This window comes from Streptomyces massasporeus (assembly GCF_014648995.1).
Classification (GTDB): Bacteria; Actinomycetota; Actinomycetes; order Streptomycetales; family Streptomycetaceae; genus Streptomyces; species Streptomyces massasporeus.
Map to the genome: position 1 here is coordinate 155,766 of NZ_BMSE01000004.1, position 14,754 is coordinate 170,519.

Below are 14,754 nucleotides of genomic sequence, written 5' to 3' on the forward strand. Positions count from 1 at the left end.
GGCCCTCCGGCAGAGACCCCCGGCATCAGCGGCGCCCCTTCGGCAGGCCGAGCAGGCGCTCGGCGATGATGTCGCGCTGGATCTCGTTCGTGCCCGCGTAGAGAGGTCCGGCGAGGGCGAAGACGTACCGCTCCGCCCAGTCGGTGTCCGCCATCTCACCCTCCGGGCCGAGCAGGTCGAGGGCCGTCTCGTGCACGGCGATGTCCAGCTCGGACCAGAAGACCTTGCTGAGGCTCGACTCGGGGCCGGCGCTCTCGCCGTCCAGGAGGCGGGAGGCGGCCGCGTAGGTGAAGAGCTGGTAGGCGCGGGCGCCGATCAGGGCGTCGGCCACCCGGTCCCGCACGGACGCCGGCCGGCCCTGCCGCCGCCACAGCTCCTCCAGCCGGCGGGCCGAGGCGAGGAAACGGCCGGGGGAGCGGAGCATCAGCCCGCGTTCGTTGCCCGCCGTCGACATCGCGATCCGCCAGCCCCGGCCCGGCTCGCCGATCACGTCCTCGTCGGGCACGAAGACCTCGTCCAGGAACAGCTCCGCGAAGGCCGGCTTGCCGTCGAGGCGGGCGATCGGGCGGACCGTGACACCCGGGGCGCGCAGACCGAACATCAGGTACGTCAGACCCTGGTGGGGTTTCGCCGCGTCCGGGTCGCTGCGGAACAGACCGAAGGCGCGATCGGCGAACGCGGCCCGCGAGGACCAGGTCTTCTGGCCGGTCAGCAGCCAGCCGCCGTCCGTGCGCACGGCCCTCGCCCGCAGGGACGCCAGGTCCGAACCGGCCTCCGGTTCCGACCAGGCCTGCGCCCAGATCACCTCGCCGGAGGCCATCGGGGGCAGCACCCGGGCCCGCTGCTCCTCGGTGCCGTGGTCGAGGAGGGTCGGGGCGAGCAGCTGAATGCCGTTCTGGCCGACGCGGCCCGGCGCGTGGGCCGCCCAGTACTCCTCCTCGAAGAGCAGCCACCGCAGGAGCCCCGCGTCCCTCCCGCCGTAGCGCGAAGGCCAGTTGACGACCGACCAGCGGTCCGCTGCGAGCTCCGCCTCCCAGGAGCGGTGTGCGGCGAAGCCCTCCTCGGTCTCCAGGGAGGGCAGGGGTGCGCGCGGCACGTGCGCGCGCAGCCACTCCCGCACCTCGGCGCGGAACGCCTCGTCCGCCGGGGAGAACACCAGGTCCATGACCGCCCCTCCTTCCCTAACAAGTGTTTGGTAGGTTAGCGTGAGCCCATGACAGACGTCGAGAGCCCGGCGTACGTGCCCGGGCACGGCCTGCTGAAAGGGCGGACCGCCGTCGTCACCGCGGCGGCCGGTGCGGGGATCGGCGGGGCCACGGCGCGGCGCTTCCTGGAGGAGGGGGCCCGCGTGCTGATCAGCGACGCGCACGCGCGACGGCTCAAGGAGTACGAGACCCGGCTGGCCGGGGAGTTCGGCAGGCGGTCGGTCACCGCGGTGCCCTGCGACGTCACCGACGAGGATCAGGTGCGCGCCCTCTTCGAGACGGCCGCGGAGGAGCACGGGCGCCTCGACGTCGTGGTCAACAACGCCGGTCTGGGCGGCACCGCGGAGCTCGCCGACATGACCGACGAGCAGTGGTCCCGCGTCCTGGACGTGACGCTGAACGGCACCTTCCGGTGCACCCGCGCCGCCCTGCGCCTGATGCGGCAGTCGGGGGGCGGCGTGATCGTCAACAACGCCTCCGTCGTCGGCTGGCGCGCGCAGGCGGGACAGGCGCACTACGCCGCAGCGAAAGCCGGGGTGATGGCCCTGACCCGGTGCGCGGCACTGGAGGCGGCCGGGTACGGCGTCCGGGTCAACGCCGTCTCGCCGAGTCTCGCCATGCACCCCCACCTGGTGAAGGTGACGTCGGCGGAACTACTGGCGGAGCTGACCGAGCGCGAGGCCTTCGGGCGGTACGCCGAGCCCTGGGAGGTGGCCAACGTCATCGTGTTCCTGGCGTCCGGCTACTCCTCGTACATGACGGGCGAGGTCGTCGCCGTCAGCAGTCAACACGCCTAGGACAATGGACGATGTGCCGACCAAGAAGAAGCCCCAGGTGAGCGCCGCAGCGCCCGCGCGCCGCCGTGAACTCCTCGACACCGCCGCCGAGGTCTTCGCCGAACAGGGCTACAACGCCACCACCGTCCGCAAGATCGCGGACCACGCGGGGATGCTCGCCGGCAGCCTCTACTACCACTTCGACTCCAAGGAATCGATGCTGGAGGAGATCCTGCGCACCTTCCTCGACGAGCTGTGGGACGGCTACGACACCGTCCTCGGCGCCGGGCTCGGGCCGCGCGAGACCCTCCAGGCCCTGGTCACCGAGTCGTTCCGGGAGATCGACCGGCATCGCGCGGCCGTCGCGATCTACCAGAAGGAGAGCAAACAGCTCGTGGCGCAGGAACGGTTCGCGTTCCTCGCCGCATCGCAGCGCCGGTTCGAGAAGGCCTGGCTGTCCACGCTGGAGCGCGGCGTCGCCGAGCGGGCCTTCCGGGCCGACCTCGACGTCCGGCTCACCTACCGGTTCGTGCGCGATACGGTCTGGGTCGCCGCGTCCTGGTACCGGCCGGGCGGACAGCACAGCCCGGAGGAGATCGCCCGGCAGTACCTGTCGATGGTGCTGGACGGGATCGCCGTACGCGAATAACCCCTAGGTGCGAGGGAGTCGTCATGGCCGAGGCCTACATCGTCGAAGCGGTCCGCACGCCCGTCGGGCGGCGCGGGGGAGGGCTGAGCGCGGTCCACCCGGCCGACCTCGGCGCGCACGTCCTGGCGGAGCTGATGGACCGCTCGGGCATCGACCCGACCGCCGTGGAGGACGTCGTCCTCGGCTGCCTGGACGCGGTCGGGCCGCAGGCCGGGGACATCGCCCGGACCTGCTGGCTGGCGGCCGGGCTGCCCGAGGAGGTGCCGGGCGTGACCGTCGACCGGCAGTGCGGCTCCTCGCAGCAGGCCGTGCACTTCGCCGCGCAGGCCGTGCTGTCCGGCACCCAGGACCTCGTGGTCGCGGGCGGCGTGCAGAACATGTCGATGATCCCCATCGCCTTCGCCACCCGGCAGGCCGCCGAACCGCTCGGGCTGACGCAGGGCCCCTTCGCGGGCAGTGCCGGCTGGCGGGCCCGGTACGGGGACAAGCCCGTGAACCAGTTCGTGGGCGCCGAGATGATCGCCGCGAAGTGGGGGATCAGCCGACAGGACCAGGAGGAGTTCGCCCTGCGCTCCCATCAGCGAGCGGTGCGGGCCGTCGACGAGGGGCGCTTCGGCCGCGAGACCGTGCCGTACGGGGAGGCCACCACCGACGAGGGGCCGCGCCGGGACACCTCCCTGGAGAAGATGGCCGGGCTCAAGCCGGTCCTCGACGGCGGCACGGTCACCGCCGCCTGCTCCTCGCAGGTCTCCGACGGGGCGGCGGCGATGCTGCTGGCCTCCGAGCGGGCCGTGCGCGACCACGGGCTCACCCCCCGCGCCCGTGTGCACCACCTCTCGGTGCGCGGCGAGGACCCGATCCGGATGCTCACCGCCCCGATCCCGGCCACCGCCCACGCCCTGAAGAAGACCGGCCTGACCATCGACGACATCGACCTCGTCGAGATCAACGAGGCCTTCGCGCCGGTCGTCCTGGCCTGGCTGAAGGAGACCGGCGCCGACCCGGACCGGGTCAACGTCAACGGCGGTGCGATCGCCCTCGGCCATCCCCTCGGCGCGACCGGCGTCAAGCTCATGACGACCCTGCTGCACGAACTGGAGCGCACCGGCGGCCGGTTCGGCCTGCAGACCATGTGCGAGGGCGGCGGCCAGGCCAACGTGACGGTCATCGAACGGCTGTGAGCCGCGCCAGCGTCTCGTCGGCCTCCTTCACGATCCGCTCCACCAGCTCCGCGCACGACGGCAGGTCGCCGATCACCCCGGCGACCTGCCCGGATGCCATCACCCCCAGGTCCGTACGGCCGTCCACCATCGCCGACTTCAGCAGCATCGGCGTGTTCGCGGCGAGCAGCACCTGGCTCCAGGACAGGTCCTTGCCGTGCCGGAGGGCGAGCCCGTCGCGGACCAGCTGCGGCCAGGTCAGCCCGGACAACCGCCGGAATCCGGCCGCCGCGCGCACGGCCCGCACCAGCGCCCGGGCCCGGCCGGTGTCCTCCAGGGCGGCCACCAGTTCCGTCCGCAGCATGCGGTGCGGGAGCCCGTCCACCGCCCGGGTCACCGTCACGTCCCGCACGGTCGCCGCGAGGTACCGTGCCTTCACCGCGTCCGGCACGGTCGAGTCGGAGGTCAGCAGGAACCGCGTGCCCATCGCCACGCCCGCGGCCCCGTAGGCGAGGGCCGCGGCCAGCCCGCGCCCGTCGAAGAAGCCACCCGCCGCGACGACGGGGATCCGCACCGCGTCCACCACCTGCGGCAGCAGCACCGTCGTGGCCACCTCGCCGGTGTGCCCGCCGCCCTCCGCGCCCTGCACCAGCACCGCGTCCGCGCCCCAGGCCTCGACCTTCTCGGCGTGCCGCCGCGCTCCCACGGTCGGCATGACGACCACACCGGCCTCCTTGAGCTCGCCGATCAGCTCCCGGGAAGGGGCGAGGGCGAAGGAGGCGACACGGACGCCCTCCTCGATCAGGATCCGCACCCGTTCGCCCGCGTCGGCGGCGTCCGCGCGCAGGTTCACCCCGAACGGCGCGTCGGTCCGCGCCTTCACCTCCCGTACGGCCTCGCGCAGCCGGCCCGGCGTCATCGTCGCCGAGGCCAGGATGCCGAGGGCGCCCGCGTTGGCCGAGGCGCAGACCAGACGGGGACCGGCCACCCAGCCCATCCCGGTCTGCACGACCGGATGGCGGGCGCCGGTCAGCCGGGTCAACGCCGTCCCCCTCACGCGGCGACCTCCCGGGCCCGGGCCCCGGCCGGGTCGACGACCTCGCGGATCAGCCGGAGCTCCTCGTCGGTCGGCTCCCTGGTCGCCGGCACCTCGTCCGGCACCGTCAGCTCGAAGCCCGTGGCCTCCTTGACCTGCTCGACCGTGACGCCGGGGTGCAGCGAGGCCAGCCGCATCGAGCGGTCCGGCGTGGCGAAGTCGAAGACGCCCAGGTCGGAGACGACCCGCGGGATGCGGTGGTAGCGCGCCCCGGCCGCACGGTCGTAGCCGACCCCGCAGACCATGTCGACCCGGTCGACGAAGACCCGCCGGGAGTGCCTCGGGATCCAGTAACTGGTCGGGTTGTTCAGGGTGTTGACCGGAGCGCCACGCACCCCGAGCAACTGCCGCCTCGGCCGCTCCCAGTCGCCGATGCACGCGATGTTCTGGTTGCCGAACCGGTCGATCTGGCTCGCGCCCATCATCACGTGCCGCCGCCCGCCCGTGACCCAGGCCAGATGCTCGCGGTAGGGCAGCCAGCCCTCGGGTGTCCCGTCCGGGCGGACGAGCAGGGCCTCGCCATCGGTCAGCAGCAACTCCGGCGCGAAGGTGAGCCGGGCCAGCCGGGCGCCGATCGACGGGATCAGCCCCATGGGGCTCGCCAGCACCTCGCCGTCGTCCCGCCAGGCCTCGGCGCAGGCGATCACGCAGTACTCGGCGCGGGTGGGCCCGGTCATGTCCCCTCCCGCACGGCCCGCTGGTACGTCTGCTCGTCCCCGGCGAGGAACCCGGCCTCGAACTCGGGCCAGGGCGTGGTCGCGTACCTCTTCTGGAAGGCCTCGTCCCGGCCGTAGTCGGGCGCGCAGGACGTGAAATGCGCCCCGTTCGGCGCCTCGACGACGCCGGTGACCGTGTGCCGCCTGATCAGCAGCGTCTGGGGTGGGCCCTGCTTCGTCAGCTCGGCCGTATCGACGATCCGCTCGCAGCTCACGTACGCCGTGTCGGCCGCCGCGCAGAACAGGTCGTCGAAGTACGGGTCCGGGCCCAGGTACTGCCCGTTGCCGGAGCGGTCGGCGCGGTTGACGTGCACCAGGGCCGCGTCCATCCGCAGGGCGGGCACGGCGACGAACGTCTCCCCGTCCTCGTACGGCGAGGTGACCGTCCGCAGGCCGGGGTTGACCCGCATCACGTCCGAGCCGAACCCCGCCCGCACCGGCAGGAACGGCAGCCGGTTCGCCGCCGCCCGCAGGCCCCACAGGAACATCGCCTCGTCGATCTCCGTCAGCTCGAACGCGCCCCGCTCGCGGGCGGCCCGGTAGTGCGGTTCCAGCGGGATCGAGTCGAGGGTGACGAAGGCCGTGACCAGCTTCCGGATCCGCCCGGCGGCGGCCAGCATGCCCACGTCCGGGCCGCCGTAGGAGACGACCGTGAGGTCGGTGATCCCCGACCTGAGCAGCGCTCTCACCAGGGCCATCGGCTTGCGGCGCGAGCCCCAGCCGCCGATGCCGAGGGTCATGCCGCTGGACAGCCGGGCCACGGCCTCGTCCGCCGGCATCGTCTTGTCCTTCATCGCGCTCCCTCCTGCCCTTCGCCGCCGGATTCACTGGGTGTGCCGAAAGCACCGGACTCACCGGGTGCGCCGGAGCCGCCGGACCCACCGGGTGTACCGGAGCCGCCGGACCCACCGGGTGTACCGGAGCCGCCGGACCCACCGGGTGTACCGGAGCCGCCGGACCCACCGGGTGTACCGGAGCCGCCGAAGGCGCCGCGGACCCGCGCGCCCACCCCGCTGAGGCCCGCCTCGAAGGTGAAGCCCTGCTCGAAGCGGTAGCTGCGGCGCACGTCCACGGGGTCGATGCCGTTGAGCGCAGCCTTGGCCAGGCGGAGCAGCCGGCCGTCCTTGGCGGCGATCTCCCGGGCCAGCTCCAGGGCGGCGGCGGGCAGTTCGGCGCGCGGCACCACCCGCCACACCGACCCGTGCGCGTGCAGTTCGGCCGCGCTCGCCGTGCGGGCCGTGTAGTACAGCGCCCGCATCAGGTGCTGGGGGACCAGCCGGGCCAGGTGGGTGGCCGCGCCCAGGGCGCCGCGGTCCAGCTCGGGCAGCCCGAACACCGCGTCCTCGCTCGCCACGATCGCGTCCGCGTTGCCCACCAGGCCGACGCCGCCGCCCAGGCAGAAGCCCCGCACCGCCGCCACGACCGGCACCTCGCACTCGTAGACCGCCGCGAAGGCCTCCGCGCAGCCGCTGTTCACCCCGCGCAGCGCGCTGTGCTCCCGGTCGTCCGCCTGCAACTCCTTGATGTCCACGCCCGCGTTGAACCCGCGCCCCTCGGCGGCCAGCACCACGCACCGCACCTCCGGGTCGCGCCCGGCCGCGCGCACCGCGTCGGCCAGGGCGAACCAGCCCGCCACCGGCAGGGCGTTCACCGGCGGAAAGTCGACCGTGACGACGGCTATGCCCTTTTCCTCGCACGAGGTGGAGACACCCATGGCCGCATCAGCTACCTTTCCACCAAACGTTTGTTAGGTGGAAAGGTAGCAGCGCATGGAGCTGGACGGGAAGGTCGCCGTCGTCACGGGCGGGACCCGCGGCGTCGGCGCCGGCATCGCGCGGGCCTTCGTGCGGGCGGGCGCCGAGGTCGTGGTCTGCGCCCGCCGGCCACCGCAAACCCCGCTGCCCGGCACCGAGTTCATGCCGCTGGACGTCCGGGACGCCGACGCCGCCGGACGCCTGTTCGCCGGCCTGCCCCGGGTGGACGTCCTCGTCAACAACGCGGGCGGCGCACCCCACCGGCTGCTCACCGAGGCCGGGGCGGACCGGCACGCGCGCGTGGTGGAACTCAACCTGCTCGCGCCGCTGACCGTGTCCCTCGCCGCCTACGACCGGCTCCGGTGCGCCCGGGGCTCGATCGTCATGATCGGCAGCGTCAGCGGCAGCCGCCCCTCGCCCGGCACCGCCGCCTACGGAGCCGCCAAGGCGGGCCTGGAGAGCCTCGCCCGGTCGATGGCCGCGGAGTGGGCGCCCGACGTCCGGGTCAACACCCTCGTCGTCGGCATGGTCCGCACGGAACGGTCCCACCTCCACTACGGCGACCAGGACGGTGTCGCGGCCGTCGGCCGCACGGTCCCGCTGGGGCGCCTCGCCGAGCCGTCCGAGGTGGGTTCCGCCGCGGTGTTCCTGGCGTCCGGAGCCGCCGCCTACATCAGCGGGGCGAGCCTGCTGGTGCACGGGGGCGGGGAACGTCCGGCGTTCCTGGACGCGGCCACCGCGGACCGCACCCTAGCCGCGGACAAGGCCACGATCGGTCACCCGCCTGTAGCGCACGAGGAGAACTGACATGAGCGGACTCTGCGCGGGCCGGGTCGTGGTCGTGACGGGCGCGGGCCGGGGGCTCGGCCGGGCCCACGCGCTGGCGTTCGCGGCCGAGGGGGCCCGGCTCGTCGTCAACGACCTCGGCGTGGGCCTCGACGGCACACCCGAGCCCGACGGCCCCGCCGCCCGGGTCGTCGAGGAGATCCGCGCGGCGGGCGGCGAGGCCGTGGCGCACGGCGGCGACATCGCCACGGCCGAGGGCGCCGCCTCCCTCGTCCGCACCGCCCTGGAGACGTACGGCCGGCTCGACACCCTCGTCAACAACGCGGGCTTCCTGCGCGACCGCATGCTGGTCAACCTCGGCGAGGACGATTTCGACGCCGTCGTACGCGTCCACCTCAAGGGCCACTTCCTGCCCCTGCGGCACGCGGCCGCGCACTGGCGGTCCGAGGCGAAGGCCGGCCGCCGGCCCGAGGCCCGGATCGTCAACACCAGCAGCGGCGCGGGCCTGCTCGGCTCGGTCGGGCAGGGCAACTACAGCGCCGCCAAGGCCGCGATCGTCGCCCTGACCCTGGTCGCCGCGGCCGAACTGCGGCGCTACGGCGTCCAGGTCAACGCGATCGCCCCCGCCGCCCGGACCCGGATGACGGAACGCACCTTCGCCGACACCATGACGGCCCCCGACTCCGGATTCGACGCCATGGCCCCGGAGAACGTCTCCCCCCTGGTGGTCTGGCTGGGCTCCCCGGCGAGCGCGGGGGTGACCGGCCGGGTCTTCGAGGCGGAGGGCGGCCGGATCACGGTGATGGAGGGCTGGCGTCCGGGCCCGAGCACGGACAGGGACGGCCGGTGGACCCCGGCCGAGGCGGGCGAGCAGGCCCGCACACTCCTGTCCGAGGCGGCCGAGCCCGGACCGGTGTACGGAACCTAGGCGGTCACGTGCCCCGGACGTTCACGTGTCCCGGACGTTGTCCCAGACGTTGCCCCGGACGTTGTCCCGGACGTTGTCCCGGACGTTGTCCCAGACGTTGTCCCGGACGTTGTCCCGGACGTTCACGTGCCCCAGACGTTCACGTATCGCACTCCAGCACGCTCCGGCACAACGCGCACCGCGCCCGGACCCGCCCCCGCACCGGCACCCTGATCCGCTGGTGGCACGTGGGGCAGGGGAACGACACCCGCAGCCGCCCGCCCCCGTCGGGGGAGAACGCGTAGCGCACCCCCGGCTGCGGCGGACCCGCCGGCGCGTGCCGCCGGTCCCGGGCGTACCGCCGCCGCCCCGCCCACCCCGCCGCGGTCAGCGGCGGCTGCTGCCCGTCCCGGCGGGCCAGCTCCATCCCCTTCACGTACGCCGTGTACGCCTGCGCACTGGTGAACCACACCGACGGGTCCTCCCCGAACAGCAGCGCCCGCTTGGCCAGCACGTACCCGAACTCCTCCGGCGTGAGATACCCCAGCTTCTGCGAGGACGCCCCGTCCTCCCGGTACGCGTCCAGCAGCAGCCACCCCGCACCCAGATAGGTCGTCGCCGTGTCCGTGAGGATCTCGTTGTCCCGCACGCCCGGGAAAGACAGGTCGAGCCGGTGCAGGTACACGTGCATCACCTCGTGCGCGAGGGCCGCCCCGATGTCCTGCCGATGGTCACGGAACCGGTCGTTCAGCTCCACGAAGTACTCCGGCCCGGCCGCGAGCTCCACGCTCGCCGCGTGCCGCATCTCCCGGAAACTCACGACCAGCCGGGCGTCCGGCAGCCGGTAGTGCCGCACCAACTCGTGCGCCACCCGCTGCGCCCCCATATACAGGTCGTCGGTGTCGCAGAACGCCACGTCGACCGGGAGCACGCTGGTCTCGAACGTCCGCACGGTGTCGTACGACAGCCGCTTGTACAGCGCCGTGATGGCGGCCCGCACCGTCTCCAGATGCGGGTAGCCGTGCTCGACCGACCCGTCGTTCGCCACGCCTCACCCCCAAGACGCCCCTGAACCCTCCACTGTACGAGGACGTGCCCCGCCGCGGACGGGCGCCGGTACGGCGAAAACCGGTCGTCACCGCGCGGCGCCCGGGGCAGAATCCGGGCCGTGACCAGCGCACAGCACACCGTCGCCGCTTCGCTCCGGGTGGGCGGCCAGGACGACGACCTCGAAAAGCGCCTCGACGAGGAGCTGACCGCCTTCAACACCGCCGCCGCCGACGGGGCCGTCACCGAGCCGCTCTCCGTCCGCGTCACCGACGAGGCCGGCGACCTGGTCGGCGGCCTCACCGCCTGGACCTGGGGCACCCTGTGCTCGGTGGACATGCTCTGGGTGCGCGAGGGCCGGCGGCAGTCCGGCTGGGGCGGCCGGCTGATGCGCGCGGCGGAGGCGGAGGCCGCCCGGCGCGGCTGCACCGACATGATCGTCTCCACGTACAGCTTCCAGGCACCCGCCTTCTACCCGGCGCTCGGCTTCACGGAACGGGCCCGCATCCGGGGCGTCCCCGGCGGCCACGAGGACATCCACTTCCACAAGCGACTCGTACCGCCGAAGGATGAGACGGCCGGCGGCCACCCGGCGTGATCCCCGTAGGCTGACGCCCCATGACCACCAGCAACACCGGTTCCCCCGACGTCGACCCCGCCGTGCGCGAAGAGCTCGCCCGGCTGCGCGCCAGCATCGACAACATCGACGCGGCCGTCGTCCACATGCTCGCCGAGCGCTTCAAGGCCACCCAGCAGGTCGGGCACCTCAAGGCCCAGCACCAGCTGCCGCCCGCCGACCCGGCCCGCGAGGCCCGCCAGATCGCCCGGCTGCGCGCACTCGCCGAGAACGCCAAGCTGGACCCGGCCTTCGCCGAGAAGTTCCTGAACTTCATCGTCGCCGAGGTCATCCGGCACCACGAGCGCATCGCCGACGAGGCGCTCAACGGCACCACCACAAGCGGCAACTGACCTCGCGCGCACCCCCCGGGGGGAGTGACACGGCGGCCCGCCCGGGGCATGCTGCGCTGTGCACAGCATGTCAGGTGACGAGCACTGCGCGTCAGTGTCCCGGACTACTCTGGACCTCCACGAGGGAGGGGCGTCGGGCCATGCCGTCGGATACCAGGATCCTCATCGTCGACGACCACGAGGACACGCTGTACGCGCTGGAGAGCGCCCTGGCCCCGCTGGGCTACCAGCTCGGCCGGGCCACCAGCGGCGACGAGGCACTCAAACAGGTGCTGCGCGGCCAGGTCGGCCTGCTCCTGCTCGACGTGCGCATGCCCGGCGTCAGCGGACTGGAGGTCGTGCGCTACATGCGGCGCGTGGAGCAGACCCAGCACATCCCCGTGATCCTGCTCACCGGCTTCGGCGCCGACCACGAACTGACCACCACCGCCTTCGGACTCGGCGTCGCCGACCTCGTCCTGAAGCCCGTGGACCCGTGGGCCCTGCGCACCAAGGTCCGCTACCTCTACGACGCCCACCGGCGCCATCTCGCCCTCGAACGGGAAGTGCGCCGCCTGCGCGCCCTCACCGGGGAGCACACCGAAACCGCCGCACACCCACGCCCCGGACTACCGCACCCCGACGCGCGCGTACCGACACAGCGGCCCATGGGGGCGCACGCCGGGGAGCTGGAAAAGGACCGCACGTAGACCGGACATTGGGCACGTACCGATCCGCCTCTGTGCGTTGCCGACGCCATCAGGCAGCATGTCTCGCATGTCCGTACTGACGCGCGACGAAGCGCAGACCCGAGCAGAGCTCCTCGACGTCCACCGCTACACGATCGAACTCGACCTGACCCGCGGAGACGACACCTTCGACTCCCGCACCCTGATCAGGTTCGCTGCCCGCGTGGACGGGGACACCTTCGTCGAGCTCAAGCCCGCCGAGCTGCGCTCCGTCACCCTCGACGGACACCCCCTGGACCCGGAGGCCCTCGACGGCAACCGGCTCCCGCTCACGGACCTCACCGCCGGCGAACACGAACTGCGCGTCGACGCCCGCATGCGCTACTCCCGCACCGGCGAGGGCATGCACCGCTTCACCGACCCCACCGACGGCGAGACCTACGTCTACACCCAGCTCTTCCTGGACGACGTCCAGCGGGTCTTCGCCGCCTTCGACCAGCCCGACCTGAAGGCCGTCTTCGAACTGTCGGTGAAGGCCCCGCAGGACTGGACCGTCCTCACCAACGGCATCACCGAACAGGCCGACGGCGTATGGAAGGCGGCCCCCACACCGCTCATCTCCACCTACCTCGTCGCCGTCGCCGCCGGCCCCTGGCACTCCGTGCGCACCGAGCACCGCGGCCTGCCCTTCGGCCTGCACTGCCGCCGCTCCCTCGCCCCCTACCTCGACGCGGACGCCGACGAACTCCTCGACATCACGCGCGCCTGCTTCGACCGCTACCACGAGAAGTTCGACGAGCCCTACCCGTTCGACTCCTACGATCAGGCCTTCGTCCCCGAGTTCAACGCCGGCGCCATGGAGAACCCGGGCCTGGTCACCTTCCGCGACGAGTTCGTCTACCGCTCCGCCGTCACCGACACCGAACGCCAGACCCGCGCCATGGTCATCGCCCACGAGATGGCCCACATGTGGTTCGGCGACCTCGTCACCCTCAAGTGGTGGGACGACATCTGGCTGAACGAGTCCTTCGCCGAGTACATGGGCTACCAGACCCTCACCGAGGCCACCCGCTTCACCGACACCTGGACCGACTTCGGCGTCACCCGCAAGTCCTGGGGCTACGACGCCGACCAGCGCCCCTCCACCCACCCCGTCGCCCCCGAGGCCGTCGACGACACCGCCTCCGCGCTGCTCAACTTCGACGGCATCTCCTACGCCAAGGGCGCCAGCGCGCTGCGGCAACTGGTCGCCTGGCTCGGCGAGAAGGACTTCCTCGCCGGCATCAACACCCACTTCGCCCGGCACAAGTTCGCCAACGCCACCCTCGCCGACTTCATCGACAACCTCGCCGCGGCCACCGACCGCGACGTCCACGCCTGGGCCGACGCCTGGCTGCGCACCACCGGCGTCGACACCCTCACCCCGCGCATCGCCCCCGGCGAGCACGGCACCTGCGCCCTCACCGTCGACCGCGCCGGCAGCCGCCCGCACCGCGTCGCCGCCGGCCTCTACGACCGGGACCTCGGCGACGACGGCGGCCAGCTCGTCCTGCGCGAACGCCTCCACCTCGACCTCCCGCAGACCGACGCCCACCCCATCGGCAAGCGGCCCGCCCTGCTCCTCCTCAACGACGGCGACCTCAGCTACGCCAAGGTCCGCTTCGACCCCGAGTCCTTCGAGACCGTCCGCAAGGAGCTGTCCGGCCTGCCCGAACCGCTCACCCGCGCGGTCGTCTGGAACGCCCTGCGCGACGCCGTCCGCGACGGCGAACTCGCCCCCGGCGCCTACCTGGAGACCGCCCGCGCCCACCTCCCGCTGGAGACGGACCTCGCCATCGTCCAGGGCGTGCTCGCCTTCGCCTCCACCTACATCACCGACCGCTACCTCACCCCCGAGGAGCGGCCCGCCGCCCTCGCCACCCTCTCCGACCTGTGCCGCGACCTCATCCGCCGCACCGAGGACGGCGACAACCCCGGCCTGCGCCTGATCGCCGTACGCCACCGCATCGCCGTGGCCGCCCACCCCGACACCATCGCCGCCTGGCTCGCCGACGGCACCGTCCCCGGCGGCCCGGAACTCGACCCCGAGCTGCGCTGGCGCGTCCTAGCCCGGCTCGCCGTCCTCGGCGCCACCGACGAGGCCGCCATCGCCGCCGAGCTGGATCGTGACCCGAGCGCCACCGGCCAGGAAGGCGCCGCCCGCTGCCGGGCCGCCCTGCCCGACCCGGAGGCCAAGGCCCGCGCCTGGGAGGCCATGTTCGGCTCCGACACCCTGTCCAACTACCTCTTCACCGCCACTGCCCGGGGCTTCTGGCAGCCCGAACAGGCCGACCTGGTGGGCGAGTACGTGGGGCGCTACTACGCCGACGCGGTCGCCGTCGCCGACCGCCGCGGCCCCGCCATCGCCGTGGCCGTCGGCCGCGACGCCTTCCCCGCCCACGCGGTCGACGCCGACACCCTCCGCCTCGGCGAGGCATGCCTGCGCGACGCCGACCCCAGCCCCGCGCTGCGCCGCAAGCTCGTCGACCAACTGGACGACCTGGCGAGGGCGTTGCGGGTACGCGAGGCGTAGCCCGACGGCACGCAGGGCACTCGACGGGCGGCCGGCCTCCCTCGCCGACACGGCAGGTCGGCCGCCCCTGCCGACGTCAGGAACTGGCTCGGGGCCGTGAGGGCCCCACCGACGTCAAGAGCTGGCCTGGGGCCGCGCCGTCCCCGTCGACGTAGGGAACCGGCCCGGGGCCGTGAGGCCCCCGCCGACATCGAGAACTGGCCCGGGCCACGCGGCCCCTCCGACGTCGAGAGCTGATCAGGGCCACGCGGCCCCCGACGATGTCAAGAACCGATCTGGGGCCACGCGGCCCCTCCGACGTCAAGAACCCGATCCGGGCCACGCGGCCCCCGATGACGTCAAGAACCGATCCGGGGCCGGGCGGCCCCGACCGGTTTTCCCGTACGGAGGTACCTCCACCCGGGTTGTGTCGTTGAGCTCTCCGGGCGCGCCGCCCCGCGCCCCGGAGG

General features: G+C 73.2%; 14 protein-coding genes and 1 pseudogene. 9 read left to right on the forward strand and 6 right to left on the reverse strand.

Going from position 1 to position 14,754, the window contains the following annotated elements; translation table 11 throughout:
* Nucleotides 1-25: 25 nt before the first annotated feature.
* The gene (locus IE153_RS12260) at nt 26-1,165 is read right to left on the reverse strand and encodes an acyl-CoA dehydrogenase family protein (protein WP_189589744.1); all 1,140 of its coding nucleotides are present in this window, start codon (nt 1,163-1,165) and stop codon (nt 26-28) included.
* Between the two features lie 48 nt (nt 1,166-1,213).
* Between IE153_RS12260 and IE153_RS12265 the strand changes: the two genes are divergently transcribed.
* Genes IE153_RS12265 through IE153_RS12275 form a run of 3 tightly spaced genes read left to right on the forward strand, consistent with a single transcriptional unit; the run spans nt 1,214 to nt 3,811 of the window.
* Complete coding sequence (locus IE153_RS12265) at nt 1,214-2,002, forward strand: SDR family oxidoreductase (RefSeq protein WP_189589745.1); 789 nt, start codon at nt 1,214-1,216, stop codon at nt 2,000-2,002.
* 13 nt (nt 2,003-2,015) lie between these two features.
* Complete coding sequence (locus tag IE153_RS12270) at nt 2,016-2,630, forward strand: TetR/AcrR family transcriptional regulator (protein WP_189589746.1); 615 nt, start codon at nt 2,016-2,018, stop codon at nt 2,628-2,630.
* 23 nt (nt 2,631-2,653) lie between these two features.
* Entirely contained in the window at nt 2,654-3,811 is a 1,158-nt protein-coding gene (locus IE153_RS12275; RefSeq protein WP_189589747.1) for an acetyl-CoA C-acetyltransferase, read from the forward strand.
* Here the strand turns inward: IE153_RS12275 and IE153_RS12280 are convergent.
* The 4 genes and pseudogenes from IE153_RS12280 to IE153_RS12295 all read right to left on the reverse strand — a co-directional run.
* Nucleotides 3,795-4,847 carry an NAD(P)H-dependent flavin oxidoreductase gene (locus IE153_RS12280; protein WP_189589748.1) on the reverse strand — a complete coding sequence of 351 codons (1,053 nt, stop codon included), beginning with the start codon at nt 4,845-4,847 and terminating at the stop codon, nt 3,795-3,797. The two genes, IE153_RS12275 and IE153_RS12280, sit on opposite strands and share 17 nt — an antisense overlap.
* Nucleotides 4,844-5,563, reverse strand: coding sequence for a CoA-transferase subunit beta (locus IE153_RS12285; protein ID WP_189589749.1), 720 nt, complete (start codon nt 5,561-5,563; stop codon nt 4,844-4,846). The genes IE153_RS12280 and IE153_RS12285 overlap by 4 nt, the downstream gene beginning before the upstream one ends.
* Nucleotides 5,560-6,396 carry a CoA transferase subunit A gene (locus IE153_RS12290; protein ID WP_189589750.1) on the reverse strand — a complete coding sequence of 279 codons (837 nt, stop codon included), beginning with the start codon at nt 6,394-6,396 and terminating at the stop codon, nt 5,560-5,562. Before IE153_RS12290 ends, IE153_RS12285 begins: the two co-directional genes overlap by 4 nt.
* 176 nt (nt 6,397-6,572) lie before the next feature.
* Nucleotides 6,573-7,316 (reverse strand): annotated as a pseudogene (locus IE153_RS12295) (enoyl-CoA hydratase family protein); the annotation flags it as partial.
* 55 nt (nt 7,317-7,371) lie between these two features.
* Between IE153_RS12295 and IE153_RS12300 the strand changes: the two are divergent.
* Nucleotides 7,372-8,163, forward strand: coding sequence for an SDR family oxidoreductase (locus IE153_RS12300; RefSeq protein WP_189589752.1), 792 nt, complete (start codon nt 7,372-7,374; stop codon nt 8,161-8,163).
* A 1-nt stretch (nt 8,164) separates the two neighbouring features.
* Nucleotides 8,165-9,070, forward strand: a complete 906-nt coding sequence (locus tag IE153_RS12305) for an SDR family oxidoreductase (protein WP_189589753.1) — start codon at nt 8,165-8,167, stop codon at nt 9,068-9,070.
* A 139-nt stretch (nt 9,071-9,209) separates the two neighbouring features.
* Here IE153_RS12305 and IE153_RS12310 read toward each other — a convergent pair whose 3' ends face one another.
* The gene (locus tag IE153_RS12310) at nt 9,210-10,097 is read right to left on the reverse strand and encodes a hypothetical protein (protein ID WP_189589754.1); all 888 of its coding nucleotides are present in this window, start codon (nt 10,095-10,097) and stop codon (nt 9,210-9,212) included.
* Nucleotides 10,098-10,217: 120 nt separating this feature from the next.
* Here IE153_RS12310 and IE153_RS12315 point away from each other — a divergent pair, with 120 nt between their 5' ends.
* From IE153_RS12315 to pepN, 4 genes are all read left to right on the forward strand, one after another.
* Nucleotides 10,218-10,694, forward strand: coding sequence for a GNAT family N-acetyltransferase (locus IE153_RS12315; RefSeq protein WP_229828973.1), 477 nt, complete (start codon nt 10,218-10,220; stop codon nt 10,692-10,694).
* 20 nt (nt 10,695-10,714) lie between these two features.
* Entirely contained in the window at nt 10,715-11,065 is a 351-nt protein-coding gene (locus IE153_RS12320; protein ID WP_189589755.1) for a chorismate mutase, read from the forward strand.
* Nucleotides 11,066-11,205: 140 nt separating this feature from the next.
* Nucleotides 11,206-11,754, forward strand: a complete 549-nt coding sequence (locus IE153_RS12325; protein ID WP_184845238.1) for a response regulator — start codon at nt 11,206-11,208, stop codon at nt 11,752-11,754.
* A 67-nt stretch (nt 11,755-11,821) separates the two neighbouring features.
* Nucleotides 11,822-14,305 carry an aminopeptidase N gene (gene pepN / locus IE153_RS12330; protein WP_189589756.1) on the forward strand — a complete coding sequence of 828 codons (2,484 nt, stop codon included), beginning with the start codon at nt 11,822-11,824 and terminating at the stop codon, nt 14,303-14,305.
* The last annotated feature ends 449 nt before the right edge of the window (nt 14,306-14,754 follow it).

Bases quoted from the DNA above. Each gene is read 5' to 3' on its own strand.
- IE153_RS12260 (WP_189589744.1), bottom strand. From the start codon at position 1,165: ATGGACCTGGTGTTCTCCCCGGCGGACGAGGCGTTCCGCGCCGAGGTG.
- IE153_RS12265 (WP_189589745.1), top strand. From the start codon at position 1,214: ATGACAGACGTCGAGAGCCCGGCGTACGTGCCCGGGCACGGCCTGCTG.
- IE153_RS12275 (WP_189589747.1), top strand. From the start codon at position 2,654: ATGGCCGAGGCCTACATCGTCGAAGCGGTCCGCACGCCCGTCGGGCGG.
- IE153_RS12285 (WP_189589749.1), bottom strand. From the start codon at position 5,563: ATGACCGGGCCCACCCGCGCCGAGTACTGCGTGATCGCCTGCGCCGAG.
- IE153_RS12290 (WP_189589750.1), bottom strand. From the start codon at position 6,396: ATGAAGGACAAGACGATGCCGGCGGACGAGGCCGTGGCCCGGCTGTCC.
- IE153_RS12300 (WP_189589752.1), top strand. From the start codon at position 7,372: ATGGAGCTGGACGGGAAGGTCGCCGTCGTCACGGGCGGGACCCGCGGC.
- IE153_RS12305 (WP_189589753.1), top strand. From the start codon at position 8,165: ATGAGCGGACTCTGCGCGGGCCGGGTCGTGGTCGTGACGGGCGCGGGC.
- IE153_RS12320 (WP_189589755.1), top strand. From the start codon at position 10,715: ATGACCACCAGCAACACCGGTTCCCCCGACGTCGACCCCGCCGTGCGC.
- IE153_RS12325 (WP_184845238.1), top strand. From the start codon at position 11,206: ATGCCGTCGGATACCAGGATCCTCATCGTCGACGACCACGAGGACACG.
- pepN (WP_189589756.1), top strand. From the start codon at position 11,822: ATGTCCGTACTGACGCGCGACGAAGCGCAGACCCGAGCAGAGCTCCTC.